25 protein-coding genes are annotated in these 22,477 nt (G+C 72.1%); 6 read left to right on the forward strand and 19 right to left on the reverse strand.

The annotated features are described in order from the left end of the window. Nucleotides 1-21: 21 nt before the first annotated feature. From QZL85_RS08415 to QZL85_RS08450, 8 genes are all read right to left on the reverse strand, one after another. A complete protein-coding gene (locus tag QZL85_RS08415; RefSeq protein ID WP_295575999.1) occupies nucleotides 22-882 on the reverse strand; it encodes a metal ABC transporter permease in 861 nt (286 codons plus the stop codon). Further along, nucleotides 879-1,709 carry a metal ABC transporter ATP-binding protein gene (locus tag QZL85_RS08420; RefSeq protein ID WP_295576001.1) on the reverse strand — a complete coding sequence of 277 codons (831 nt, stop codon included), beginning with the start codon at nucleotides 1,707-1,709 and terminating at the stop codon, nucleotides 879-881. The genes QZL85_RS08415 and QZL85_RS08420 overlap by 4 nt, the downstream gene beginning before the upstream one ends. Next, nucleotides 1,706-2,662, reverse strand: a complete 957-nt coding sequence (locus QZL85_RS08425) for a metal ABC transporter solute-binding protein, Zn/Mn family (RefSeq protein WP_295576003.1) — start codon at nucleotides 2,660-2,662, stop codon at nucleotides 1,706-1,708. Before QZL85_RS08425 ends, QZL85_RS08420 begins: the two co-directional genes overlap by 4 nt. 72 nt (nucleotides 2,663-2,734) lie before the next feature. Then, the gene (locus QZL85_RS08430) at nucleotides 2,735-4,087 is read right to left on the reverse strand and encodes a dihydrolipoamide acetyltransferase family protein (protein ID WP_295576006.1); all 1,353 of its coding nucleotides are present in this window, start codon (nucleotides 4,085-4,087) and stop codon (nucleotides 2,735-2,737) included. Between the two features lie 22 nt (nucleotides 4,088-4,109). Further along, nucleotides 4,110-5,093: an alpha-ketoacid dehydrogenase subunit beta gene (locus tag QZL85_RS08435; protein WP_295576008.1), complete on the reverse strand. Its 984-nt coding sequence runs from the start codon at nucleotides 5,091-5,093 to the stop codon at nucleotides 4,110-4,112. Beyond that, nucleotides 5,090-6,235, reverse strand: a complete 1,146-nt coding sequence (locus tag QZL85_RS08440; protein ID WP_295576010.1) for a thiamine pyrophosphate-dependent dehydrogenase E1 component subunit alpha — start codon at nucleotides 6,233-6,235, stop codon at nucleotides 5,090-5,092. Before QZL85_RS08440 ends, QZL85_RS08435 begins: the two co-directional genes overlap by 4 nt. Nucleotides 6,236-6,341: 106 nt before the next feature. Then, on the reverse strand, nucleotides 6,342-7,907 hold the full coding sequence (locus QZL85_RS08445; protein ID WP_295576012.1) for an alpha-amylase family glycosyl hydrolase: 1,566 nt from the start codon (nucleotides 7,905-7,907) through the stop codon (nucleotides 6,342-6,344). Between the two features lie 47 nt (nucleotides 7,908-7,954). Beyond that, complete coding sequence (locus QZL85_RS08450; protein WP_295576014.1) at nucleotides 7,955-9,025, reverse strand: histidinol-phosphate transaminase; 1,071 nt, start codon at nucleotides 9,023-9,025, stop codon at nucleotides 7,955-7,957. Between the two features lie 72 nt (nucleotides 9,026-9,097). Between QZL85_RS08450 and QZL85_RS08455 the strand changes: the two genes are divergently transcribed. Next, entirely contained in the window at nucleotides 9,098-9,493 is a 396-nt protein-coding gene (locus QZL85_RS08455; RefSeq protein ID WP_295576017.1) for a phage holin family protein, read from the forward strand. On the opposite strand, the gene QZL85_RS08460 is transcribed toward QZL85_RS08455, so the two are convergent. Next, nucleotides 9,462-10,793 (reverse strand): hypothetical protein, encoded by a 1,332-nt coding sequence (locus tag QZL85_RS08460; RefSeq protein WP_295576019.1) that lies wholly within the window; start codon nucleotides 10,791-10,793, stop codon nucleotides 9,462-9,464. The two genes, QZL85_RS08455 and QZL85_RS08460, sit on opposite strands and share 32 nt — an antisense overlap. Continuing rightward, complete coding sequence (locus tag QZL85_RS08465; protein WP_295576021.1) at nucleotides 10,790-11,041, reverse strand: hypothetical protein; 252 nt, start codon at nucleotides 11,039-11,041, stop codon at nucleotides 10,790-10,792. The genes QZL85_RS08460 and QZL85_RS08465 overlap by 4 nt, the downstream gene beginning before the upstream one ends. Before the next feature lie 114 nt (nucleotides 11,042-11,155). Here QZL85_RS08465 and QZL85_RS08470 point away from each other — a divergent pair, with 114 nt between their 5' ends. Together QZL85_RS08470 and purB are read left to right on the forward strand one after the other, a co-directional pair. After that, entirely contained in the window at nucleotides 11,156-11,662 is a 507-nt protein-coding gene (locus QZL85_RS08470; protein ID WP_295576023.1) for a low molecular weight protein-tyrosine-phosphatase, read from the forward strand. A gap of 27 nt (nucleotides 11,663-11,689) precedes the next feature. After that, nucleotides 11,690-13,072: an adenylosuccinate lyase gene (purB, locus tag QZL85_RS08475; protein ID WP_295576025.1), complete on the forward strand. Its 1,383-nt coding sequence runs from the start codon at nucleotides 11,690-11,692 to the stop codon at nucleotides 13,070-13,072. Between the two features lie 209 nt (nucleotides 13,073-13,281). Here purB and QZL85_RS08480 read toward each other — a convergent pair whose 3' ends face one another. The 3 genes from QZL85_RS08480 to QZL85_RS08490 all read right to left on the reverse strand — a co-directional run bounded on the left by QZL85_RS08480 (nucleotide 13,282) and on the right by QZL85_RS08490 (nucleotide 15,229). Further along, complete coding sequence (locus QZL85_RS08480; RefSeq protein WP_295576027.1) at nucleotides 13,282-13,605, reverse strand: amino acid transporter; 324 nt, start codon at nucleotides 13,603-13,605, stop codon at nucleotides 13,282-13,284. Beyond that, nucleotides 13,602-14,240 carry an acyl-CoA synthetase gene (locus QZL85_RS08485; protein ID WP_295576030.1) on the reverse strand — a complete coding sequence of 213 codons (639 nt, stop codon included), beginning with the start codon at nucleotides 14,238-14,240 and terminating at the stop codon, nucleotides 13,602-13,604. The genes QZL85_RS08480 and QZL85_RS08485 overlap by 4 nt, the downstream gene beginning before the upstream one ends. Nucleotides 14,241-14,344: 104 nt before the next feature. Further along, complete coding sequence (locus QZL85_RS08490; protein WP_295576032.1) at nucleotides 14,345-15,229, reverse strand: VOC family protein; 885 nt, start codon at nucleotides 15,227-15,229, stop codon at nucleotides 14,345-14,347. Between the two features lie 250 nt (nucleotides 15,230-15,479). On the opposite strand from QZL85_RS08490, the gene QZL85_RS08495 reads away from it, so the two are divergent. Further along, nucleotides 15,480-16,433 (forward strand): sorbosone dehydrogenase family protein, encoded by a 954-nt coding sequence (locus tag QZL85_RS08495; RefSeq protein ID WP_295576033.1) that lies wholly within the window; start codon nucleotides 15,480-15,482, stop codon nucleotides 16,431-16,433. A gap of 1 nt (nucleotide 16,434) precedes the next feature. On the opposite strand, the gene QZL85_RS08500 is transcribed toward QZL85_RS08495, so the two are convergent. Genes QZL85_RS08500 through QZL85_RS08515 form a run of 4 tightly spaced genes read right to left on the reverse strand, consistent with a single transcriptional unit; the run spans nucleotide 16,435 to nucleotide 18,716 of the window. Continuing rightward, nucleotides 16,435-17,388 (reverse strand): Gfo/Idh/MocA family protein, encoded by a 954-nt coding sequence (locus tag QZL85_RS08500; RefSeq protein WP_295576034.1) that lies wholly within the window; start codon nucleotides 17,386-17,388, stop codon nucleotides 16,435-16,437. 8 nt (nucleotides 17,389-17,396) lie between these two features. Further along, complete coding sequence (locus QZL85_RS08505) at nucleotides 17,397-17,843, reverse strand: hypothetical protein (RefSeq protein WP_295576036.1); 447 nt, start codon at nucleotides 17,841-17,843, stop codon at nucleotides 17,397-17,399. After that, nucleotides 17,836-18,267: a VOC family protein gene (locus tag QZL85_RS08510; RefSeq protein WP_295576038.1), complete on the reverse strand. Its 432-nt coding sequence runs from the start codon at nucleotides 18,265-18,267 to the stop codon at nucleotides 17,836-17,838. The genes QZL85_RS08505 and QZL85_RS08510 overlap by 8 nt, the downstream gene beginning before the upstream one ends. A gap of 5 nt (nucleotides 18,268-18,272) precedes the next feature. Then, entirely contained in the window at nucleotides 18,273-18,716 is a 444-nt protein-coding gene (locus tag QZL85_RS08515) for a helix-turn-helix transcriptional regulator (RefSeq protein WP_295576040.1), read from the reverse strand. 76 nt (nucleotides 18,717-18,792) lie between these two features. Here QZL85_RS08515 and QZL85_RS08520 point away from each other — a divergent pair, with 76 nt between their 5' ends. Both QZL85_RS08520 and QZL85_RS08525 read left to right on the forward strand, forming a co-directional pair. Then, complete coding sequence (locus QZL85_RS08520; RefSeq protein WP_295576042.1) at nucleotides 18,793-19,716, forward strand: NADP-dependent oxidoreductase; 924 nt, start codon at nucleotides 18,793-18,795, stop codon at nucleotides 19,714-19,716. Between the two features lie 62 nt (nucleotides 19,717-19,778). Next, nucleotides 19,779-20,069 carry a DUF4287 domain-containing protein gene (locus tag QZL85_RS08525; protein WP_295576044.1) on the forward strand — a complete coding sequence of 97 codons (291 nt, stop codon included), beginning with the start codon at nucleotides 19,779-19,781 and terminating at the stop codon, nucleotides 20,067-20,069. A gap of 28 nt (nucleotides 20,070-20,097) precedes the next feature. On the opposite strand, the gene QZL85_RS08530 is transcribed toward QZL85_RS08525, so the two are convergent. Beyond that, nucleotides 20,098-20,901, reverse strand: a complete 804-nt coding sequence (locus tag QZL85_RS08530; protein WP_295576046.1) for an alpha/beta fold hydrolase — start codon at nucleotides 20,899-20,901, stop codon at nucleotides 20,098-20,100. Between the two features lie 21 nt (nucleotides 20,902-20,922). Next, nucleotides 20,923-22,452, reverse strand: a complete 1,530-nt coding sequence (locus tag QZL85_RS08535) for an MATE family efflux transporter (protein WP_295576048.1) — start codon at nucleotides 22,450-22,452, stop codon at nucleotides 20,923-20,925. Between the last annotated feature and the right edge of the window lie 25 nt (nucleotides 22,453-22,477).

Here is a 22,477-nt window from a genome sequence, read left to right on the forward strand (position 1 = left end):
GAGCACCCGGTGTGCGGGCGCTCACCGGGCCGCCGTGACCCGCCCGCGCCGCGCGCCGACGACGCGGCAGACGAGGTAGATCACGAAGGAGATCGTGGTGATGTAGGGGCTGACCGGCAGCGTCCCCATGACGGCGAGCAGGATCCCGCCGACGGCCGCGACGATGCCGAAGAGGGCGGACAGCACAGGCACCGCGATGGCTCCGGAGGCCACCCGCACGGCGGCCGCCGCCGGCGTGACGACGAGCGCCATCACGAGGAGCGCGCCGATGATGTGCACCGCGACGGCGACGGCGAGGCCCAGCAGCAGCATGAAGCCGAGCGACACGGCGACCGTCGGCACGCCCCGCGCGGCGGCGGACTGCGGATCGAGGGAGTCGAACCGCAGCGGCCTCCAGATGAGCAGCAGCGCGATCAGCACGAACGCGGAGATCCCGATGAGCCAGCCGAGCTGGGCGGACTGCACCGACACGATCTGCCCCGTGAGCAGGCTGAACCGGTTGGCGCTGCGCCCGTCGTAGAGCGAGAGGAACAGGATGCCGAGGCCCAGGCCGAACGACATCAGGACGCCGACGATGGAGTTGCGCTCCCGCGCCCGCGCGCCGAGCCATCCGATCAGGCCCGCCGCCACGAGCGAGCCGATGATCGAGCCCGTCACGACGTCCGCCCCGATCAGGAGGGCCGCCGCGGCGCCGGCGAACGAGAGCTCGCTGATGCCGTGCACCGCGAAGGCCATGTCGCGCTGGATGACGAAGACGCCCATGAGGCCGCCGACGAGCCCCAGGATCGCCCCCGCCCACACCGAGTTCGACACGAGCGCGAGGATGTCGCCGTAGTCGGCGAGGCCGCCGAACATGGCCTCCCAGACGTCCGCCGCGTTCACTCGTGGCCCTCGTGGTGGTGGTGCGACTCCTCCGCGTCGGGCGCCCCCACCACGACGAGCCGGTCGCCCGCGCGCAGCACGAAGACCGGCGCCCCGTAGAGGTCGGAGAGGACCGGCGAGGTCAGGACGTCCTTCGGCTTGCCGAGCGTGAAGCGGCCGTTCGCGAGGTAGAGGATGCGGTCGACCTTGCCGAGGACCGGATTGATGTCGTGGGTGACCAGCAGCACGCCGGCGCCGGTCTTGCGGTGCGCGTCGATGAGCCGGACCACGGCCTGCTGGTTCGCGAGGTCGAGGCTCGTGAGCGGCTCGTCGCACAGCAGCAGCCGGGGGTCGTCGGCGAGCGCCTGCCCGACGCGCAGGCGCTGCTGCTCGCCGCCGGAGAGCACGCCCACCGGCTCGTCGGCGAACTCGGTCGCGCCCACGGCGTCGATGAGCGCGTCGACGCGGGCCCGGTCGCCGCGGCGGCGCAGCGGGAGGCCGAAGCGGTGCCCGTCGACGCCCAGGGCGACGAGCTCGCGCCCCCGGATGGAGGTCTCACGCGGCAGCGGCCGCGCCTGCGGCAGGTAGCCGATGCGGCGGTTCCCCCGCCGGCTCACCGGTTCGCCGAGCGCCTCGATCGTGCCCTCGCTGAGGGGTTCGAGACCGAGGATGGCGCGCAGCAGCGTGGTCTTGCCCGACCCGCTGGGCCCGAGCACGGCGATGAGCTCGCCGGGCGCGACGTCGAGGTCGAGCCCGCTCCACAGCTCCCGGTCGCCGCGACGGAGCGCGGCGCCGCGGATCCGCAGGGGGAGCTGCGGCGGCGTCTGCGGGGCGGCGGGCGAGGTCACCGGGTCAGCGTACCGGCGAGATCGGCGACGTTCGCCCGCATCCAGCCGAGGTAGGTCTCGCCCTCGGGGACGAGCTCGGTGAACTCCAGGACCGGGATGCCGTCGGCGGCGGCCCAGCGCAGGACCTCGCCCGTCTCGGCTCCGCCGGTCTGCGCGTTGGACAGCACGGCGCGCACGTCGCCGGCGCCGAGGATGTCGCGCGCCTCGAGCAGGGTCGACGGAGGGACGTCCTGCCCCTCTTCGACGGCTTCGCTGAAGGCCGCGGGGGCGGCGTCCACGAGGCCGGCCGCCTCGAGCAGGTACACCGGGACGGGCTCGGTGACGAACACACGGTCGCCGGCGTGCGCGGCCGCGACGGCGGCGAGGTCGCCCTCGAGCTCCTCGATGCCGGCCTGGAAGTCGGCGAGGTTGTCCGCGAAGTCGGCGGCGTGCGCCGCGTCGATCTCGCTCAGCTCGTGGGCGATGTCCTCGGCGACGTGCGCGACGGTGTGCGGGTCGTACCAGACGTGCTCGTTGAAGCCCTCGATGTGGTCGTGGGGGGCGTCGCTGTCGTGGTCGTGGTCGGCCTCGGTCTCGGTCGCGTGGCCCTCGTTGCCGGGGTACGCGTGCGAGAACTCGACGGCCGTCAGCACGACGGCATCCGCGTCGCTGGCCTCGATGAGCCCGTCGACGAAGGCGTCGTAGCCGCCGCCGTTGCGCACGATGAGATCGGCGCGGGAGATCGTCAGCTGGTCGCGCGCCGATGCCTCGTAGGCGTGCGGATCCTGGGCGACCGAGGAGATGAGCGAGGTCACCTCGACCAGGTCGCCGCCGATCGCCTCGGCGATCTGCCCGTACACGTTCGTCGACGCGACGACCCGGATCCCGTCGCCATCGGCCCCTGCGGAGGAGCAGCCGGCGAGGAGCAGCCCGGCGACGGTGGCGAGCGAGAGCGCGGAGAGGGTGCGGTGCATGACACCAGCCTACGTCTTATTGATAACCATTCTCAAATCGAGCGGGATCGCGCAGATCGAGCGGTGTGCGGCTCAGTCCAGCAGCAGCGCGGGCTCCTCGAGGATCGACGCGATATCGGCCACGAACCGGCTCACGCCGTCGCCGTCGATGACGCGGTGGTCGAACGACCCCGACACCGTCGTGACGAAGCGGGGACGCACCTCGCCGTCGACGACCCACGGCTTCTGCCGGATGGTGCCCATCGCGATGATGCCGGACTCGCCGGGGTTGATGATCGGCGTGCCGGCATCCATCCCGAAGACGCCGATGTTGGTGATCGTGATCGTGCCGCCCTGCTGGTCTGCGGGGGTGGACTTGCCTTCGCGCGCCGTGAGCGTGAGCTTCTCGAGCGCACGGGCGAGCTCGCGCATGTTGAGGTCCTGCGCGTCCTTGATGTTCGGGACCAGCAGGCCGCGAGGAGTGGCGGCCGCGATGCCGAGGTTGACGTAATTGCGGACGCGGATCTCCGCGGAGCCGTCCTCGTTGTCGATCCAGGCGGCGTTGACCATGGGGGTGCGACGCACCGCCCAGATGACGGCGCGCGCCATGATCAGGAGGGGCGAGACCTTGATGTCCGCGAAGTCCGGCGAGGTCTTCAGCCGCTTGACGAGCTCCATCGTGCGCGTGGCGTCGACGTCGGTCCAGACCGAGACGTGCGGCGCCGTGTAGGCGGAGCGCACCATCCCGCTCGCGATGGCCTTGCGGACGCCCTTGACGGGGATGGCCTCTTCGCGCTCCGGGTCCGCCGCCGGCGGCGGCGCGAGCGTCGGAGCGGGGCGGGACGCGGCCTGCGCGGCGACGGGGATCGACTGCTCCCGCACTTCGGGCACCCCGGGTGTCGCGATGTTGCGGAACACCGAGGCCTGCGAGGCGTGCTTCACGACGTCGTCGCGGGTGACCTCCCCGGCGGGCCCGGACGGCACGACCTGGGTCAGGTCGACGTCGAGGTCGCGGGCGAGCTTGCGGATGGGGGGTTTCGCGACGACGCCGACGGATGCCTGGACGGGGCGTTCGGCGGGCTTGCGGCGCCGCGACTGCACCTGGCCGCCGGTGCCGTAGCCGACGAGGACCGCGCCGCCGTCCTCGGGCTCGGTGGCCTTCTCGCCGTGCTCGGACAGGCCGGCGGACGCGTCCGGCTCGGCAGCGCCGCCCGTGATGGTGATGATCGCGGCGCCGACCGTCACGGTGTCGCCCTCCGCTGCCAGCAGGTCGCCGACCGTCCCGGAGAACGGCGACGGCAGCTCCACGAGCGACTTCGCGGTCTCGATCTCGACCAGGACGTCGTTGACGGCGACGGCGTCGCCGGGGCCGACGCGCCACTGCACGATCTCGGCCTCTGTGAGGCCTTCGCCGACATCCGGCAGATGGAAGGTCTGCGTGCTCATCGGTGCTCCAAATCAGTCTGCGTCAGTAGGCCAGCGCGCGGTCGACGGCTTCGAGGATGCGGTCGGGGTCGGGCAGGTAGGTGCCCTCGAGCTTCGCGGGCGGGAAGGGCACGTCGAACCCGGAGACGCGCAGGACAGGGGACTCCAGCGCGAAGAAGGCCCGCTCCATGACGGTCGCGGCGACCTCCGACCCGACCGACGTGAAGCCGGGCGCCTCCTGCGCGTAGACCATGCGGCCGGTGCGGCGCACCGAGTCCAGGATCGGGCCGTAGTCGACGGGCGAGAGGGAGCGCAGGTCGATGACCTCGCAGCTCGTGCCCTCGGACTCGGCGAGCGCCGCGGCCTGCAGGAGCGTCGTGACCATCGCGCCGTGACCGACGAGCGTGATGTCGGTGCCGCGGCGGACGACCCGTGATGCGTGCAGCGGCAGGGCCCTGTCGGCGGTGTCGACCTCGCCCTTGACCCAGTACTTCGCCTTCGGCTCGAGGAAGACCACGGGATCGGGCGAGGTGATGGCGTCCTGGATCATCCAGTACGCGTCGTTGGGCGTCGAGGGCGACACCACCCGCAGGCCCGGCGTGTGCGCGAAGTAGGCCTCGGGGCTCTCCTGGTGATGCTCGACGGCGCCGATGTGCCCGCCGTACGGGATGCGGATGACGACCGGCATCCGGTAGGCGCCCTCGTGCCGGTTGGTGATCTTCGCGAGCTGCGAGGTGATCTGATCGAAGGCGGGGAAGACGAAGCCGTCGAACTGGATCTCGCAGACGGGCCGGAAGCCCGCCATCGCCAGGCCGATGGCCGTGCCGACGATGCCGGACTCGGCCAGCGGGGTGTCGAGGACGCGGCGGTCGCCGAACTCGGCCTGCAGGCCCTCGGTGACGCGGAAGACGCCGCCGAGGCGGCCGATGTCCTCGCCCATGAGGAGGACGTGGTCGTCGGCGGCCATCGCTGCGCGCAGACCCGCGTTGAGGGCCTTCGCGAACGGGAGGTTCTGGACGTCGCTCATGCCTGGGCCTCCCCGAACGCGGACTCGTAGTCGGCGAGCCACGCGCGCTGCGCGTCGATGAGCGGATGCGGGTCGCTGTACACGTGCGCGAACATCGAGGCGGCCTCGATGTCGCCCAGCGCGTTCGTGCGCACCCGGACGTCGTCCGCGTAGGCCTGCGCTTCGGCATCCACCTCGGTGAAGAGCGACGACGCGGCACCGCGGCCCTCGAGGTACGCGCGCATCCGCTCGATGGGGTCGCGGCGGGCCCACGACGCCTCCTCGTCGGAGGTGCGGTACTTCGTGGGGTCGTCGCTCGTCGTGTGGGCGCCCATGCGGTACGTGAGCGCCTCGATCGCGCGCGGACCCTCGCCGGCGCGCGCTTCGTCGAGCGCGAGCTTCGTGACGGCGTAGCTGGCGAGCACGTCGTTGCCGTCCACGCGCAGGGACGGCATCCCGTAGCCTTCACCGCGCCGGTACAGCGGGGCGCGGGCCTGCGTGGAGACGGGCACCGAGATCGCCCAGTGGTTGTTCTGCAGGAAGAACACCTGCGGAGTGCGGTACGTGTTCGCGAAGACCATGGCCTCGTGCACGTCGCCCTGGCTGGAAGCGCCGTCGCCGTAGTAGACCATGACGGCGGCGTCCTTCTCGGGGTCGCCCGTGCCGCACCGTCCGTCGAAGACCATCCCCATGCCGAGGCCCGTCGCGTGCAGGGTCTGCGCACCGAGGACGAGCGTGTAGATGTGCGTGTTGCCGTTCTTCGGGTCTGTCGGGTCCCATCCGCCGTGCGTGAGGCCGCGCATGAGCCGGACGATGTCGATGGGGTCGACGCCGCGGATCGTGGACACGACGTGCTCGCGGTACGACGGGAAGAGGTGGTCCTGCGGACGGGCGGCGCGCGCGGAACCCACTTGCGCGGCCTCCTGCCCGAACGACGGCGGCCACAGCGCCAGCTGGCCCTGACGCTGCAGGTTCGTCGCCTGCCGGTCGAACGCACGCACCACGACCATGTCGCGGTACAGCCCGCGGAGGTCGTCGTCGCTCAGCGCGTCGATGAGCGGGAGGAGGCGCTCGGCCTCCGGGGTGGGCGCGAACGTGCCGTCGGCCGCGAGGACGCGGACGAGGGCGGGGTCATCGGCCTGGGCCTCGAAAGAGGGGGTCACGGTCCTACGCTAACGTGCCCCCCGGTGCGCCTTCTGCAGGACATCGACAACGGATGCCGGGAATCACGGTGCCGAGTCGACAGGTGCCCGGCAGGTGCCAGGTGGATCAGGAGGCGGCGAGGTCCACGACGGCGCACCCGAAGGCCTCCAGCCGGAGGACTCGGCCCCCGACGACGGCGCGGTGACCGAGGAGCAGGGGTCCCGTGTCCGGCAGCGCGACCTCGCGGGCCGCGCCGGACGGATTCAGGGCCACCAGGAGGGTGCCGCGACGGTAGACGAAGGGATACCCGGTGCTCTCGACCTCGACGCTCGCGCGGGCGGACAGACGCGGGTCGCTCCGGCGCAGGGCGATGGCCGACCGGACGAAGCACAGCAGCGAGGACGGGTCGTCCCGCTGGGCGGCCACGGTGGGCCGGTCCGGATCCGGGTCCTGCGGGAGGTAGCGCGACTCGCCGTGCCCGTCGCCCCACTGCATGGGGGTGCGCGAGCCGGCGCGCTCGTAGGCGGGGCCGAGCGAGGACCCCTCGAGCGGGGGCAGGCGCGGGATGTAGCGCATGCCGATCTCGTCGCCGTAGTAGATCGAGGGGAGCGCGGGCCAGGTGAGCACCAGTAGCAGGGCGCTCCGCGCCTGCTCGGCGTCGCGCGCACCGCTGACGAGGCGCGTGAAGTCGTGGTTGGCGGTCGGCAGTCCGACGACGCCGAGGCTCCCCGATTCGGCGATCGCGTCGGCGGCCTCGCGCCACGCGGCGACGAAGACGTCGGCGTCTCCCGTGCCGGCGGCATCCGCCCACACCGTCTCTGGGGCCCACGCCTCGTGCACGGTGCCGGACCCGTTGTTGAAGAGCGACTTCAGCGGACGCCCGTCGAAGTCGCCGCCGAACTGGAGGAAGAAGTCGGCGTGGAAGCCCGCCGGCACGGCGCGGGCGGGGTCGCCCCACTCGGAGATGAGGATGTTGCCCGGATGCCGGCGGTCGAGGCGTCCGCGCACCTCGGCCCACAGGCGGCGCGTCAAGGCGTGCCCGGGGTCGTCCTTCACGAGCGATGCCGCCATGTCGACGCGGAATCCCTGGACACCGCGGTCGTACCAGTGCTCGATGATCTCGACGAGCGCGTCGCGGTTGCGTCGCGGGCCGGGGGCGTCGACGCCCTGGCGCCACGGCTCGGTCTCATCGGGCCGGGCGTAGCCGAAGTTCAGGGCCGGCTGGAACTCGAAGAAGTTCGGGCGGTAGTACTGGCCGCGCGCACCGGGACCCGGGACGAAGCCCGGCGCGGGCTCGGGGCTCCAGACGTACCGGTGGTCCTCCGGGTCGTCGACGGCGCTCTGGAACCACGGGTGCACGTCGGAGGTGTGCCCTGCGACGAGGTCGAGCACGAGCGCGATCCCGCGCCGGTCGGCCTCCGCGACGAGGCGCTCCATCGCGGCATCGCCGCCGTAGCGGGGCGCGATGTGCAGGAAGTCCGCGACGTCGTACCCGGCGTCGCGGAACGGGGAGACGAAGCACGGGTTGATCCACACGGCGTCCACGCCGAGCCAGGCGAGGTGCTCGAGGCGCTCGGCGAGGCCGTCGAGGTCGCCCATCCCGTCACCGTCGCCGTCCGCGAAGCTCTGCGGATAGGCCTGGTACAGGACGATGCGGTCGAGCCGATCGGCGAGGGGTGTGCGGTTCTTCATCGACGCTCCCGATGACTTCGACGAGGGCGCGCGGTGGCGCCCGGGGTTCACTCCGACGTGACGGTGCGTCGGGCCGCGTCGACAACGCGGTCCAGCGACTCCTCCTCGCCGACCGTGATCCGCACCCCGTCGCCGGCGAACGGCCGGACGATGAGGTCGGCGGCTTCGAACACCGCGGCGACCTCCAGCGCCCGGTCTCCCGCGGGCAGCCACACGAAGTTGCCCTGCGCGGCGGGAACGTCCCACCCGGCGTCGCGGAGGCGCGCCACGAGGCGGTCGCGGCGGTCGGCGATCACGCGGACGCGCTCCATCAGCTCGTCCTCGGCGTCCAGGCTCGCGAGGGCGGCCTCCTCCGCCGCGGCCGTGACCGAGAGCGGGATGCCGGTGGAGCGGGCGGCGTCGAGGATGCGGGGGTGGCCGACGGCGTAGCCGACGCGCAGGCCCGCGAGGCCGTACGCCTTGGAGAAGGTCCGGAGGACCACGACGTTCTCGTGACCGGCGGCCAGGACGCGGCGGCCGTCGACGGCGGCGGGGTCGGTGACGAACTCGGCGTACGCCTCGTCGAGGACGACCAGGACGGTGGCCGGGACCGCGGCCAGGAACGTGTCGAACTCGTCCTGCGTCACGATCGGGCCGGTCGGGTTGTTGGGGCTGCACACGAGCACCATGCCGGTGCGCTCGGTGACGGCGGCGGCCATTGCGAAGAGGTCGTGGCGCCCGTCCGGCGTGTTCGGCACGGTGGTGGCCGTGGCGCCGGCGACCGTCGCGAGGCTCGGGTAGGCCTCGAACGAGCGCCAGGAGAAGACGATGTCCTCGGCGGGGCCGGAGGTGGCCTGGGCGAGCTGGAAGAGGATCGACACCGAGCCGGCGCCGATGTGCACCGACTCGGGGGCGACCCCGTACCGGTCGGCGATGCGTGCGCGCAGGCGCGGCGACGAGGCATCCGGATACCGGTTGAACGCCTGGGCGCGGGCGACGGCCGCGACGACCCCCGGCAGCGGCCCGAACGGGTTCTCGTTGCTGGACAGCTTGAAGGCGCCCTCGCCGGCCTGCTTGCCCTGCCGGTACGGCGGGAGGGCGGCGATCTCGGGACGGATGCGGACGGGGATGTCGGTCACGCGACGAGTCTATTGACGCGGGCGTCGCGACCCGTGCCCTCGGGACCCGCGGCGTGCCAGACTGAGCGCACTATGCGCTTCGTCATCCGCGTCGTCATCAACGCCTTCGCGATCTGGGTCGTCACCCTCATCGATCCGCTCAAGGTCGACGTCCTGCCGTTCGCGCCCGGCGAGACCCTGCAGCTCGTGCTGACGCTCCTCGCCGTGGCCGCGGTGTTCGCGATCGTCAACACGGTCATCGGGACCGTGATCAAGATCGTCGCGTTCCCGCTGTACATCCTGACGCTCGGGCTCATCTCGGTCCTCATCAACGGCTTCCTCCTGTGGCTCACCGCCTGGCTGACGCTGTGGTGGGGCTGGGGTCTGCGCGTCGAGGAGTTCTGGCTCGGCGTCGTCGCCGCGATCGTGATCTCGCTGATCAACTGGATCCTCGGGATCATCCTGCGTCCGCAGCTGAAGAAGAAGTGACGTCGGCGCGGCCGGGCGCCCGCACCCAGCCGCGTTCCGCGCCGTAGACCGTGACCGCCACCGATGTCGCGGTGCCGAGCTGCGCGAGGTGCTCGCGCACGGCATCCACGCGCGGATCGGCCGACGCGTCCACGAGCCGTGCGGTTTCGGCATAGGCATCCAGCTGGTGAGCGCCGAAGGCGAGGTCGGACACCGATCCGGTGAGGTGGACGATGCGCTCGGCGACGAAGCTGCCGGGAGCGCCCGCTCCCTGCGGGGCGCCGCCGGCCGCGAGTGCCGCGACCGGGTCATCGGTGTGCCGGAGTGTGATCTGCAGGGTATCGGCGCGGACGTCGGCCTGCACGGGGGAGCCGAAGGAGACGACCGTCGCGACGCGGAACTGCGCGTCGAGGGCGAGTCGCTCGGCGATCATCCCGCCCTGCGAGTGCCCCGCCAGGTGCACGACATCGCCGTCCCGCGCACCGGACGCGCGCAACGCCGCGACGGCGGCGTCGTACGAGGCGGCACGGACCCCGTCGTACAGGGCGAGGTTCGAGGACATGTCGAAGGGCTCCGACACCGACAGGGCGCTCTGCGTGCCCGCGATGTAGGCCGCGAACTCCCGCGACCCGTCCGGCATGACGTACCGCTCCACGCGGATCCGGCTGTCGCCGTGGCCCGGCATCCGTCCGGCGATGTCCGCCAGCGCGCGCGGTGCCGCCGTGGATCCGCGGCGGAGGACCGGCACGGTCACCGGCTGCGGATCGCCTCGCAGGCGCGCGTTCCGCGGCACGAGCCCGCGGCCGAGGGTGCGCACGCGGGCGAGGAGCAGCGGCAGCGCGATGGCCGCGCCCCAGCCCGGCGGTCCGAAGGGCTGCAGTGCCTGCGCGATCTGGCGCTCCAGCTCGGCGTGCGCATCGCCGCGCCGGTCGTCCAGGAGCCGCCTGGCCTCGGTGCCCGCGTCGCCGGCCTCCGCCTGCAGCACCGCGAGAGCGCGGCCCAGTCGCGCCGCGCGCGCCGGGTCGCCGCCGGCCTCCGCCGCGGCGCGCTCTGCCTCCAGCTCCACCATCTCGTACACGAGGGCGAGCGCGCGCAGGTCGGCGGCGAGCGCCGCGGACCGGCCCGCGGTCTCCGCCGCGAGGACGCACGGCACGGAGGCGACGATCCCGTGCAGTTCTAGGAGGTGCGCCACGCCGATGAGGGACGCGTGCACCCGGTCGCCGTCTGCCGCCAGCGACGTCAGCCGCGCCGCCGCGTGGCGCAGCTCGGCCGTGTCGACGGCGATCACGCCGCCGCTGCGGATCTCCAGCCCGCCACTCACCCCGCGTCCGCCGTCCGCGCCTGCGCGCCCGCGAGCTCGCCGTCGCACAGGCCGATGTCGACCGCGAGCCCGTCGAGCCGCTCGGCCCACTCCTCGAGCGCGGCGCGGTACGCGTCGGCCGCGCGTGCGTCCCACGCCGTCGCGGCGGTGAGCGCGCGGGCACGCGCGCGGATGTCGTCGACGTCCGCCGCGGCGTGCGAGAGGCGGTCGCGGGCGAACGCGAGAGCCGCCGCAGGGTGCACGTCCATGGCCCGATCCTGACCCCCGAGCGGGATGCCGAGGAGCCGTCACGTGGCCGTCGTGCGGCGCGGCGGGAAACCGCATCCTGTGCAGAAGGCGCGGAGTTGGACACAATATGGAGCGTGCCCCCTGCGTCCGAGCCCTTCCGCGTGCTCTTCGTGTGCACCGGGAACATCTGCCGGTCGCCGATGGCGGAGGTCGTGTTCCGGTGGTTCGCGGAGCAGGCGGGGCTCGGGGACCGGATCCACTCCAGCAGCGCGGGCACGGGGGACTGGCACGTCGGTGAGCGCGCCGACGTGCGCACGCTCGACGCCCTGCAGCGTCGCGGGTACGACGGTTCGAAGCATCGCGCGCGTCAGTTCACGCTCGAGGACTTCCATCGCAGTGACCTCGTGGTCGCCCTGGATCGCTCCCACGAGCGGATCCTCGCCAGCTGGGCCCCGACCCCGGCCGACACCGACAAGCTCTCCCTCCTCCTCACCTTCGACCCGCGGCCGGACGGCATCCTCGATGTGCCCGACCCCTACTACGCGGGGCCCGTCATGTTCGATGAGGTGCTCGGTATGATCGAGAGTGCGAGCCGGGCGCTCTTCCGGCAGCTCGAACCCGCCATCCGTCCGACGTCCTGAGCGCCCGTTTTCACCGATCGGAGCCTCGTGACCTCTCTGCCTCCCCAGCCCCTCAGCCCGCTCGACGGCCGCTACCGCTCCGCGGTCACGGGCCTCGCCGACTACCTCTCCGAAGCGGGCCTGAACCGCGCGCGCGTCGAGGTGGAGGTCGAGTGGATCATCGCCCTGACCGACCGGTCGCTGTTCGACTCGTCGCCCCTGTCCGAGGCCGACAAGGCCGCGCTGCGCGCGCTGTACACCGACTTCGGGCAGAACGAGATCGACTGGCTCGCCGAGAAGGAAGCCGTCACGCGGCATGACGTCAAGGCCGTCGAATACCTCGTCCGCGATCGGCTCTCGACGCTGGGACTGGATGCCGTCGCGGAGCTGACGCACTTCGCGTGCACGAGCGAAGACGTCAACTCGGCCTCGTACGCCCTGACGGTCAAGCGCGCGGTCGAGAGCGTCTGGCTCCCGAAGCTGCGCGCCGTGTCCACGGCGCTGGCCGACCTGGCACGCGAGCACCGGGATGCCGCGATGCTCTCCCGCACGCACGGGCAGCCGGCGACCCCGTCGACGATGGGCAAGGAGCTCGCGGTCTTCGCGTGGCGCCTCGACCGGGTCGCGGCGCAGATCGAGGGCGGCGACTACCTCGCGAAGTTCTCCGGCGCGACCGGCACATGGTCGGCGCACCTCGCGGCCGCCCCGGACGTCGACTGGCCGGAGCTGTCCCGCGGCTTCATCGAGGGCCTCGGGATCGGATTCAACGTGCTGACGACGCAGATCGAGTCGCACGACTGGCAGGTCGAGCTCTACGACCGCGTCCGGCACGCCGGCGGCATCCTGCACAACCTCGCCACCGACATCTGGACCTACATCTCGATGGGCTTCTTCGCCCAGATCCCCGTCGCCGGCGCGACCGGTTCGTCCACGATGCCGCACAAGATCAACCCGATCCGCTTCGAGAACGCCGAGGCGAACCTGGAGATCTCCGGCGGCCTCTTCGCGACGCTCGCCTCGACGCTCGTGACCAGCCGCATGCAGCGCGACCTCACCGACTCCACGACGCAGCGCAACATCGGCGTCGCGTTCGGGCACTCGCTGCTGGCGCTGGACAACCTGCAGCGCGGCCTCACCGAGATCTCGCTGTCGCGACACGTGTTGCTGGCCGACCTCGACGCGAACTGGGAGGTCCTCGCCGAGGCCATCCAGACGGTCGTCCGCGCGGAGATCGTCGCCGGGCGCTCGCAGGTCACCGACCCGTACGCGCTGCTCAAGGACCTCACCCGAGGCCGCCGCGTCGGCGGACCCGAGCTCGCGGAGTTCGTGCGGGGCCTCGACATCGGCGACGCCGCGAAGGCGCGCCTCGTGGCGCTGACGCCCGCGGGCTACGTCGGCCTCGCCGACGCGCTCGTCGACGAACTGGGCTGACCCCGGCTCGTGCCTGGCGCCCGTCGCCCGGCGCCCGGCGCGCGGCGCGCGGCAAACCGCAGGATGACCTGTGGCCCCGGTGGCCCGTGAGCCTCACCCGCCACACGCGTCACACCCGGTCCTGCAGATTGCTGCGAGACCGGGCCGCAGGGCGCGGGTTCGGACGGGCCGCAGGGCGCGGGTTCGGACGGGCCGGAGTGCGCGTCGGGTCAGGGGCGGGGCGCGCCGGGCTCGGGGTCGGCGGGTGCGTCGTCCTCGGGCATCAGCACGGGGCGGTCGACGGGCTTGGTCATCTCGGCCGGATCGACGGCGAGGATGAGCAGCGCGATGCCGACCAGGGTCACGATGAACGCGATGCCCGCGACGATGAGCGAGACGACGATGACGTGCGCGCGCTGGTCGCCGTCCAGCGACTGGAAGAAGCCCATCGTGACGAGGGTGATGACGCCCGCGAAGGCGGCTGCGGCGAAGGCGAGGCCGAGCAGCTGCACCGGCTTGAGCAGGTCGCGGCGGGTGGGCTGTGGGTCGGTCATGCGCTCTCTCCTGCCGAGGCAGTCAGGTCGTCTGCGGTCGCGCCCGCGGGGCGCGGGCTGAAGCCGGCGATCCCGAGGAAGACGGCGACGATCGCGGCGTAGACGCCGAAGACGCCCACGCCGATGCTGATGCCGGTCAGCTCGAACGTGGCCCCGGCCTCCTTGATGAAGTACTCGAGGCTGTAGGCGGGGTTGACCAGCAGCAGCCCGACGGCGAGGAGGATCGTGAGCGCACCGACGAAGATCGCGTCGCGCGCCGCCGCGTCCCCGCGGTGACGGGCGCGGAGCCCGACGACGAGCTCGACGACGCCCGCGAGGAGCGCCCAGGCGATCACCAGGACGAAGAAGAGGGTGACGGTGCGGAGCCCGCCGAGGCCCCCGACCATGCCGGCGAGGATGGTCAGCACCCCGAGCACGACCGACGGCGCGCGCCGTCCGCCCGGGTGCACGAGCCAGGCGGCGAGCAGCAGGACGAGGCCGGTCGCCATCGCGAAGCCACTGAACACCGAGAGTCCGACGGACGCCGAGTGATCCGGCGTGAAGGTGATCATGACCGCCGCGAGGGCCGCGAAGAGCGCGCGCGCGAGCTGCACATGCCGCACCTCGAAGGTGCGGGTGGCGGCGGACTCGGACACGGCGGAACTCCTCCGGGTGGGCGGGATCGGACCCCTCCAGTCTAGGTCGCCGCCGCCGGAGGACCCGCCGGTAGGGATGCCGCGGTGCGCAGGGACCCGCCGGGTCAGGATGCGGCGGCCCGCAGCGCCGCGATGTCGATCTTGTGCATCTCCATCATCGCCGCGTAGGCGGCCGGCGACGTGATGAGGTCGTCCATGCCGCCCGGGACGATCTGCCAGCTGACGCCGAACCGGTCCTTGCACCAGCCGCACTGCTCGGCATCCGGCACGTGTGACAGCACCGCCCAGTAGCGGTCGATCTCGGCCTGGTCCGCGCACTCCACCTGGAGCGAGACCCCTTCCGTGAACGGATGCGACTCCTCAGCGGCCGAGTCCATCGCGGTGAACCACTGACCCGCGAGCGTGAAGTCGGCGTACATGACGGCACCGGCATCCGCCGGCCCGGTCTGCTCCGGGTACTCCACCATCGCGCCGAGGTCGGCGTCGGGGAAGAGCGCCGTGTACTCCTCGATCGCCGCGCGGGCGCGGTTCTGCGCCGGGCCGCTGAACAGGAGGGTCGGCATGACCGGCGGCCGCTGCTGGTCCCCCGCGACGGTCAGCTGCCAGCTGACCCCGAAGCGGTCCTCCACCCAGCCGTACCGTTCGCTGTACGGATATTCCTGAAGGGGCATGAGCACGCGCCCGCCATCGGCGAGGGCGGTCCAGAGCGCGTCGAGGCGGTCGGTGTCGGCTGCCGCGAAGCTGAGGGTGAACGAGATGGACGGGTTCGGCCGGAACATGTCGCCCGCGTTGATGAGCATCAGCCGGTAGCCCTCGATCTCGACGTCGACGGTGAGCGGCTTCCCGGCATAGTCCTTCTGGAAGTCGAGCAGCCCCTCCTCCGGATAGAAGGAGGAGGTCCTCACGCGGGAGCCCGGGAAGGCCTCGGCATAGAACTGGCCGCCCGCGGCGGCATCGGCGAACCACAGGTTGGGCACGATCTTCTGCATGGGGTCAGGATGCGCCGCACCCGGGAAGCTCGCAAGGGGGGCGGCGCGATCACCGGCGTCCGGGTACCGTGTGAGCATGTCGCCCCGGGGACGGCCCGCAGGATCGGGGTCGCGGCGCACGGCCGCCGCGGCGGTCGCTCTCGCGGCCGTGGCCCTGTTCACTGCGTGCGCCTTCGCCGGCCCGGAGCCATCGCCACCGCCCCCGCCGCCCGCCGCGTCCCCGTCCGCCACCCGCCCGCCGGGGGAGCCGGTGACCGTCGTCGCCGACCTCGAGGCGCCGTGGTCGCTCGTCCAGGTCGCCACGTCGGTGCTGATCAGCGAGCGCGACACGGGCCGCATCCGCGAGCTGACGGCCGGCGGCGCCCTGCGTGACGTCGTCACCGTCGAGGGCATCGCGCACGGCGGCGAGGGCGGCCTGCTCGGGCTCGCGTTCGACGGGGACGACGGCCTCTACGTCTACTCGACGGCGGCGGACGGCAACCGTGTGGAGCGCTACGCCCTGGAGGGCGCGCCCGGCGCTCTCCGGCTCACCGATCCGCGGATCATCGTCGACGCGCTGCCCCGCGCCGGCAACCACAACGCCGGGAGGATCGCGTTCGGTCCCGACGGCCTGCTGTACATCCCGGTCGGGGATGCCGGCGACCGGGACGCGGCGCAGGACCCGTCCGCGCTGAACGGCAAGATCCTGCGCCTCGAGCCGGACGGCGCGGTCCCCGCCGACAACCCCACGCCGGGGTCGCCGGTGTACAGCCTGGGCCACCGCAATGTGCAGGGTCTCGCGTGGGCGGAGGATGGGCGGCTGTTCGCGAGCGAGTTCGGGCAGGACACGTGGGACGAGCTCAACGAGATCATGCCCGGCGGCAACTACGGCTGGCCCGTCGTGGAGGGAGAGGGCGGAGAGGACGAGGGGTTCGTCGATCCCCTGCAGGCGTGGGCGACGGGGGACGCGAGCCCGAGCGGGATCGCGGTGATCGGCGACCGCATCCTGATCGCGAACCTGCGCGGCGAGGTGCTGCGCGCCGTCCCGCTCGCCGACCTCGGCTCGTCGGAGGATTTCTACGCCGGCGCGTTCGGACGTCTCCGCGACGTGTTCGCCGGCCCCGGCGGGTCGGTGTGGGTCCTGACGAACAACACCGACGGCCGGGGCGACCCACGGGACGGCGACGACCGGATCATCGCCATCCCGCCGGCCCTGCTCGACTGAGCTAGCCGGCGACGATCGCCTCGACGACGCGGAGGGTGCCGAGCGTCCGGGCGTTGTCCGGGGCGGGGTCGCCTCCGCGGACGAGATCGACGAATCGCTGCACCTCGAAGAGCATGTTGTTCTCCGGCGGGTTCAGCTCGATCTCCTCGATGGACCCGTCGATGCCGTGCAGTCGCAGGACGGAGGGCTCGGCGATCCGGTCGATCTCGAGCGTCGCGAGCTCCCCCTGGATCTCGCTCGGGCGCGCGCTCACCGTGATCTTCGAGTAGGCCACCTCGCCCACGAAGCCGGGATAGGTCAGCAGCGCCGAGCCGGTGCCGTCGGCGCCGCCCGCGATCGTGACCGAGACGGCGCGCACCGCCTCCGGCTCGCCGAACAGGTCGACCATCGGGCTCACGCAGTAGACGCCAAGGTCGAGCAGGGCGCCACCGGCGAGAGCCGGGTCGAAGATGTTCACGCGCTCGCCCGCGAGCACGCGGTCGTACCGCGCGGAGCGCTGGCAGTAGGTGAACGCGGCACGCCGGATCGTCCCGAGCCGCGGCAGGAGCGCGCGGATCTCGTCCATGCCCGGATCGTAGGCGTTGCGCATCCCCTCGAACACGATCACGCCGGCCTCCTGGGCCTCCTCGACGAGGGCCTCGAACTCGGCCGCCGTGGGGGCGGCCGGCTTCTCGACGAACACGTGCCGCCCGGCGCGCAGGGCGGCGCGCGCCTGCGCGACGTGCCGCCCGTTGGGTGAGCCGACGTACACGGCGTCGACATCGCCCGAGGCCAGCAGCTCGTCGAGGTCCGACGAGGTCGCGCCGATCCCCTGCTCGTCGGCGTACGCGGCGGCCCGCTCGTCGTCGCGGGAGTAGACGACCGTCGCCTGGATGCCGTCGGTCTGACGGACGGCATCCAGGAAGCGGCCGGTGATCATGCTCGTGCCGATGGTGGCGATGCGGATGACGCTCATCGGGGGGATCAGCTCGCGGCCTTCTTGACGAGTTCGCGGACCTTCTTCTCCACGGCTTCCGTCACCTCGACCACCGCGTAGGACACCGCCCACATGGGACCGTCGTCGAGGTTCGCCGGGTCGTCGAAGGAGACCGTCCCGTACCGCGTCTTGAACTTCGAGGCGGGCTGGTAGAAGACGACGACCTTCCCGTCCCGCGCGTAGGCGGGGAAGCCGTAGAAGGTCTTCGGGTCGAGATCGGGCGCCTCATCGGTCACGATGCCGTGGAGGAGGGTGGCCACCTGCCGGTCGACGCCGTCCAGGCCGTCGATCGCGGCGACGCAGGCCTCGAGCTCCTTCGCGAGCTTCGCGGCGCCCTTCAGCCCCTTGGATGCGCGCAGTTCGTCGGCGCGCTGTTTCATCGCAGCGCGCTCCTCCGCGCTGAAGCCGTCTGCCGTGCTCCGCTGGTCAGCCATGGTTCCTGCTCCCTTTGTTCTCCTCCTGGATGCGGATGAGGTTTCCCGCGGGATCGCGGAACGCCGCGTCCCGCACCCCGTAGTCCTGTTCGATGGGCTCCTGGACGATGTCCGCGCCGGCACCCTCGAGCTTCGCGAAGGTGCCGTCGAGGTCGTCCGTGGCGAGGTTCACCCCGAAGTAGCTGCCCTTCGCGATGAGCTCGAGAAGCGTCTCACGCTCCTCGTCGGAGATGTCGTTGCCGACCCCCGGCGGGTGCAGCACGATCGCCGTGTCCGGCTGATCGGGCGGGCCCACGGTGATCCAGCGCATATTCGCGTAGCCGACGTCCAGCCGGACCTCGAAGCCGAGGACGTCGCGGTAGAACGCGAGGGATGCGTCGGGATCGGTGTGCGGCAGGAAGCTCGAATGAATCGTGATGTCCATGGCTCTCACGGTACGAGGACCCGGGACCCCGGCGCTTCTCGATTCCTGACCGGTTTCGTGATCTGCTTCGCGATGCAGGGCAGCATGCCGGGCACATAATCCGCGCCCCGCTCCCGATAGACGCTCGGCGGCACCCCCACCAGCTCGGTGAACCGCGTGCTGAAGGTGCCGAGCGAGGACGAGCCGACGGCGAAGCAGACCTCCGTGACGGTCAGATCGCCTCGGCGGAGCAGTGTCATGGCCCGCTCGATGCGGCGCGTCATCAGGTACGAGTACGGCGACTCGCCGTAGGCCCGCTTGAACTGACGGCTGAGGTGTCCGGCGGAGATGTGCACATCGCGCGCGAGCGATTCGACGTCGAGCGGCTTGGCGTACTCCCGGTCCATCCGATCCCGCACGCGGCGCAGCAGGATCAGCGTCTGCAGGTCCTGGGGCTGCCGATCGGTCACCTGCCGATGATGCCACGCGGGCCCCTGCCCTGCCAGGGAGTGGAATGCCCCGGCGGCTGTGGTGTTGGCTACCTGCATGAAGGCACTCGTGTACAAGGAATTCGGCGGCGCCGACCGGTTCGAGCTCGCGGAGGTGGCGGAGCCGCACATCGGCCCCGACACGCTCGTCGTCCGCGTGGTCGCGGCGGGCCTGAACCCGGTCGACTACAAGGTCCGCGAGGGCTACCTGCGGGGGCTCATCGACACGCAGTTCCCCGTGGTGCCGGGCTGGGACGTCGCGGGGGTCGTGGAGAAGGTCGGCCTGGACACCCCCGAGTTCGCCGTCGGCGACCGCATCCTGGCCTACGCGCGCGCCGATGTCGTGCAGCACGGATCGCTCGCCGAGCTCATGCCCGTGCCCGTCCGGACGGCCGCGCCGCTGCCCGAAGGGCTGTCGTTCGAGGATGCCGCGGCGCTGCCGCTCGCGGGTCTCTCGGCCCTCCAGAGCGTGGAGCGCTCCGGACTCACCGAGGGCGACACCGTCCTCGTGCACAACGCCGCGGGGGGCGTCGGCTCGTTCGCCGTGCAGCTCGCGCGGCACCGCGGAGCCCGCGTGATCGGGACGGCATCGGCCGGCAAGCACGATTTCGTCCGCTCGCTCGGCGCGGAGCCCGTCGAGTACGGCGCCCCGCTCGTCGACCAGGTGCGCGCCCTGGCGCCGGACGGCATCGATGTGGTCCTGGACTACGCCGGGGGCGATGCGCTGGACTCGACGTCGCAGCTGCTGCGCGACGGCGGCTTCGTCGTCTCGATCGCCGACCCGCGTGCTCGCGACGAGTTCGGCGGGGTGTACGCGTGGGTGCGACCGGATGCCGCGCAGCTCGCCGCGCTCGCCCAGCTGGCCGCCGACGGGTCGCTGCGCGTCGAGCGCGCGGCGACCTACCCGCTGGCCGACGCGGTCGAGGCGTACCGCGAGCTGGAGACCGGGCACGTGCGGGGGAAGATCGTCGTCACGGTGTAAAGCAGGTGCAGGGGCTCCGTGGCAGGATGAGGGCGCATCCGCACCCACCGCTGGAGGAGAGCATGTCGTTCCAGGCCTATCTCGACAACATCGAGGAGAAGACGGGGCTGACGCCCCGGCAGTTCATCGACCTCGCGCGCGAGCGCGGCTTCGACTCCTCGACGAAGGCGACGCCCATCGTGCAGTGGCTGGCGGAGGACTACGGTCTCGGCCGCGGCCACGCGATGGCGCTCGTCCACGTCATCACGAAGGGTCCGAAGATCAGCGCCACGCACGTCGACAGCGGCGGCGTGCACTCCGACCCCACGGACACGCTCTGGCTCGACGGCAAGGCGACCAACCCGGCGGGCTGAGTCCGCCGGCTGAGTCCGCCGACCGCGCTCAGTCCGTCGCGGTGAGGAACTCGAGCGCGGCGGCGCGGAACACCCGCGAGCCGGGCGCGTTGAAGTGGTGCCGGTCGGGGATCTCGACGAAGTGCCCCTGCGGGCACGCGGCCGCGAGCGCCTTCGAGCCTTCGATGATGGCATCCTGCGAACCCGTCGCGAACAGGATGGGCTGCGTCGGCGCGTGCGTCGGATCCGGGTCGACCGTCCCCGATCGGCGCATGCCGCCGGCGATCGCGAGGAGCGCGCGCAGATCGTTGCCGGGGACGCGCTCGGTGAGGGCGATGTAGTTCTGGGTGACGCGATCTTCGACCGGCGTCCCGTTCTCGACGTACGCGGTCGCCTGGTCGATGTCGAGGCGGCCGAGCGGGATGCCGTCGGGGACGCCGCCCAGCACGACGCGCTCGATGCGGTCGGGGAGGTCCTGCGCGACCTCCCACCCGACGCGCGCGCCGAGCGAGTAGCCGATGTAGAACGCCGTCCCGACGAGGTAGGTGTCGAGCACGGCCTCCACGTCGCCCGCCAGCGTGCGGAGGTCGTAGTCGCCGGGGAGGTGCGGCTTGTCGCTGGCCCCGTGCCCGCGCTGGTCGAGACCCAGCACGCGGTAGCCGGCGCGCTGCAGATCACGCACCCAGCCGGTGCTGACCCAGTTGTCCCGCGTACTGGAGGCGAATCCGTGCACGACGACGACGGTCGGCGCGGTGTCCTCGCCCCAGGAGTACGTCGCGATCCGGTAGCCGTCGCCGACCATCACGAACTGCGGGTCGGGCATCTGGGTGAGGTCGGGGAGCGCGGTGGTCACCCCCCGATTGTCCTCCTCCGATCAGTCGGCCCGCTCCGCCGTCCGCTCGGCGCGTCGTCGGCGGAGGCGCGTGAGGCGCCGGCGAGACCGACCGTCGGAGGTGAACTCGGGCAGCGGCACCGGTCGCGTGACGACCGCATCGACGCTCATCGAGCCGTCGGTCGGGCCCACGACGGCGATCGGCGTCGTGGCCGGGGAGATGTGGTCACCGGTCGCGATCGGCATCCCGGCGAGCTCGCGATGGGCGCGGAGATAGGCCGGTGCCAGCAGGACGACGGCGCCGATCCACGCGAGGGGATTGCTCCAGACCACGCCGACGAAGCCGACGATGCCCCCGAGGACGACGGCGGCGCCCACCCGCATGAAGAGCTCGATGACGCCCGTGACGGTCGGGATCAGCGTGTGGCCGAGACCCTGAAGGGCGCCGCGGAGGACGAACAGCACGGCGAGGGCGCTGTAGCTCGCGCCGTTGATGACGAGCATGAGCGCGGCGAGGTCGACGACGCCGTCCGCTCCCTCGCCGACGAAGAGGCGCACCATGTGGCTGCCGAAGGCGACGAGCACGACACCGACGATCACGGCGCCGCCGAGCGCCATCCACGTCGCCTGCACGACACCGCGGCGGATGCGGTCGGGCCGACCGCCGCCGAAGTTCTGCGCGACGAACATCGACACGGCGAGCCCCAGGGACTGCAGCAGCGCGACCGCGAGGCTGTCGACACGGGAGGCCGTCGTATAGGCGGCGACGGCGTCGGGACCCAGCTCGTTGAGGCGCACCTGCACCGCGAGCGCCCCGATCGCGATGATCGATGCCTGGAAGCCCATCGGCAGGCCGATGCGGAGGTGCTGCACGAGGTCGGCGCGCGCCACACGCCAGTCCGCGCGGCGGAGGCGCAGGACGGGGACGCGGCGGCGCACGTACTCCACGCACAGCAGGACCGACACTCCCTGCGACGCCACGGTCGCCAGCGCGGCGCCGCCGACCCCCCACCCCAGCGGTCCCACCATGAGGATGACCAGGACGACGTTGAGCCCGCACGCCACCGTGAGGAAGACGAGCGGCGTGCGCGAGTCGCCGATCGCGCGGATGATCGCGGACAGGTAGTTGAAGAACAGCATCGTCCCCGAGCCGAGGAAGCTGATCTGCGCGAACACGGTCGCGTCGGCCATGAGCTCGGACGGTGTCCGCAGCAGGAGCAGCAGCGGCTCGGCGAAGACCGCGCCGGCCCCGGTGAGCAGCACGGTCGCGACGGCGGTGAGCAGCGTCCCGGCGGCGACCGATCGGCGCACGGCAGCCCTGTCGCTTGCGCCGAAGGCCTGCGCCGTCGGGATCGCGAAGCCGGTCGTCAGACCCCAGACGAACCCCAGGAGGAAGAAGAAGAGGCCTCCGGTCGCTCCCACGGCAGCCAGGGCGCCGACGCCGAGATGCCGCCCGACGACGATGGCATCCGCGAACTGGTAGAGCTGCTGGACGACGTTGCCGAGGAGCAGCGGGACCGAGAAGAGGAGGATGACGCGCCAGGGGCTGCCGGTCGTCAGGGAAGTGGACATGCGGGAAGGCTCTCGAGGTGAAGAG

Source organism: uncultured Microbacterium sp. (assembly GCF_900078385.1).
GTDB lineage: Bacteria > Actinomycetota > Actinomycetes > Actinomycetales > Microbacteriaceae > Microbacterium.

What these genes read in the sequence shown, in the direction of transcription:
- QZL85_RS08425 (WP_295576003.1), bottom strand. Translation starts at nt 2,662, where the DNA reads ATGCACCGCACCCTCTCCGCGCTCTCGCTCGCCACCGTCGCCGGGCTG.
- QZL85_RS08430 (WP_295576006.1), bottom strand. Translation starts at nt 4,087, where the DNA reads ATGAGCACGCAGACCTTCCATCTGCCGGATGTCGGCGAAGGCCTCACA.
- QZL85_RS08435 (WP_295576008.1), bottom strand. Translation starts at nt 5,093, where the DNA reads ATGAGCGACGTCCAGAACCTCCCGTTCGCGAAGGCCCTCAACGCGGGT.
- QZL85_RS08445 (WP_295576012.1), bottom strand. Translation starts at nt 7,907, where the DNA reads ATGAAGAACCGCACACCCCTCGCCGATCGGCTCGACCGCATCGTCCTG.
- QZL85_RS08455 (WP_295576017.1), top strand. Translation starts at nt 9,098, where the DNA reads ATGCGCTTCGTCATCCGCGTCGTCATCAACGCCTTCGCGATCTGGGTC.
- QZL85_RS08465 (WP_295576021.1), bottom strand. Translation starts at nt 11,041, where the DNA reads ATGGACGTGCACCCTGCGGCGGCTCTCGCGTTCGCCCGCGACCGCCTC.
- QZL85_RS08480 (WP_295576027.1), bottom strand. Translation starts at nt 13,605, where the DNA reads ATGACCGACCCACAGCCCACCCGCCGCGACCTGCTCAAGCCGGTGCAG.
- QZL85_RS08490 (WP_295576032.1), bottom strand. Translation starts at nt 15,229, where the DNA reads ATGCAGAAGATCGTGCCCAACCTGTGGTTCGCCGATGCCGCCGCGGGC.
- QZL85_RS08500 (WP_295576034.1), bottom strand. Translation starts at nt 17,388, where the DNA reads ATGAGCGTCATCCGCATCGCCACCATCGGCACGAGCATGATCACCGGC.
- QZL85_RS08505 (WP_295576036.1), bottom strand. Translation starts at nt 17,843, where the DNA reads ATGGCTGACCAGCGGAGCACGGCAGACGGCTTCAGCGCGGAGGAGCGC.
- QZL85_RS08510 (WP_295576038.1), bottom strand. Translation starts at nt 18,267, where the DNA reads ATGGACATCACGATTCATTCGAGCTTCCTGCCGCACACCGATCCCGAC.
- QZL85_RS08520 (WP_295576042.1), top strand. Translation starts at nt 18,793, where the DNA reads ATGAAGGCACTCGTGTACAAGGAATTCGGCGGCGCCGACCGGTTCGAG.
- QZL85_RS08525 (WP_295576044.1), top strand. Translation starts at nt 19,779, where the DNA reads ATGTCGTTCCAGGCCTATCTCGACAACATCGAGGAGAAGACGGGGCTG.
- QZL85_RS08535 (WP_295576048.1), bottom strand. Translation starts at nt 22,452, where the DNA reads ATGTCCACTTCCCTGACGACCGGCAGCCCCTGGCGCGTCATCCTCCTC.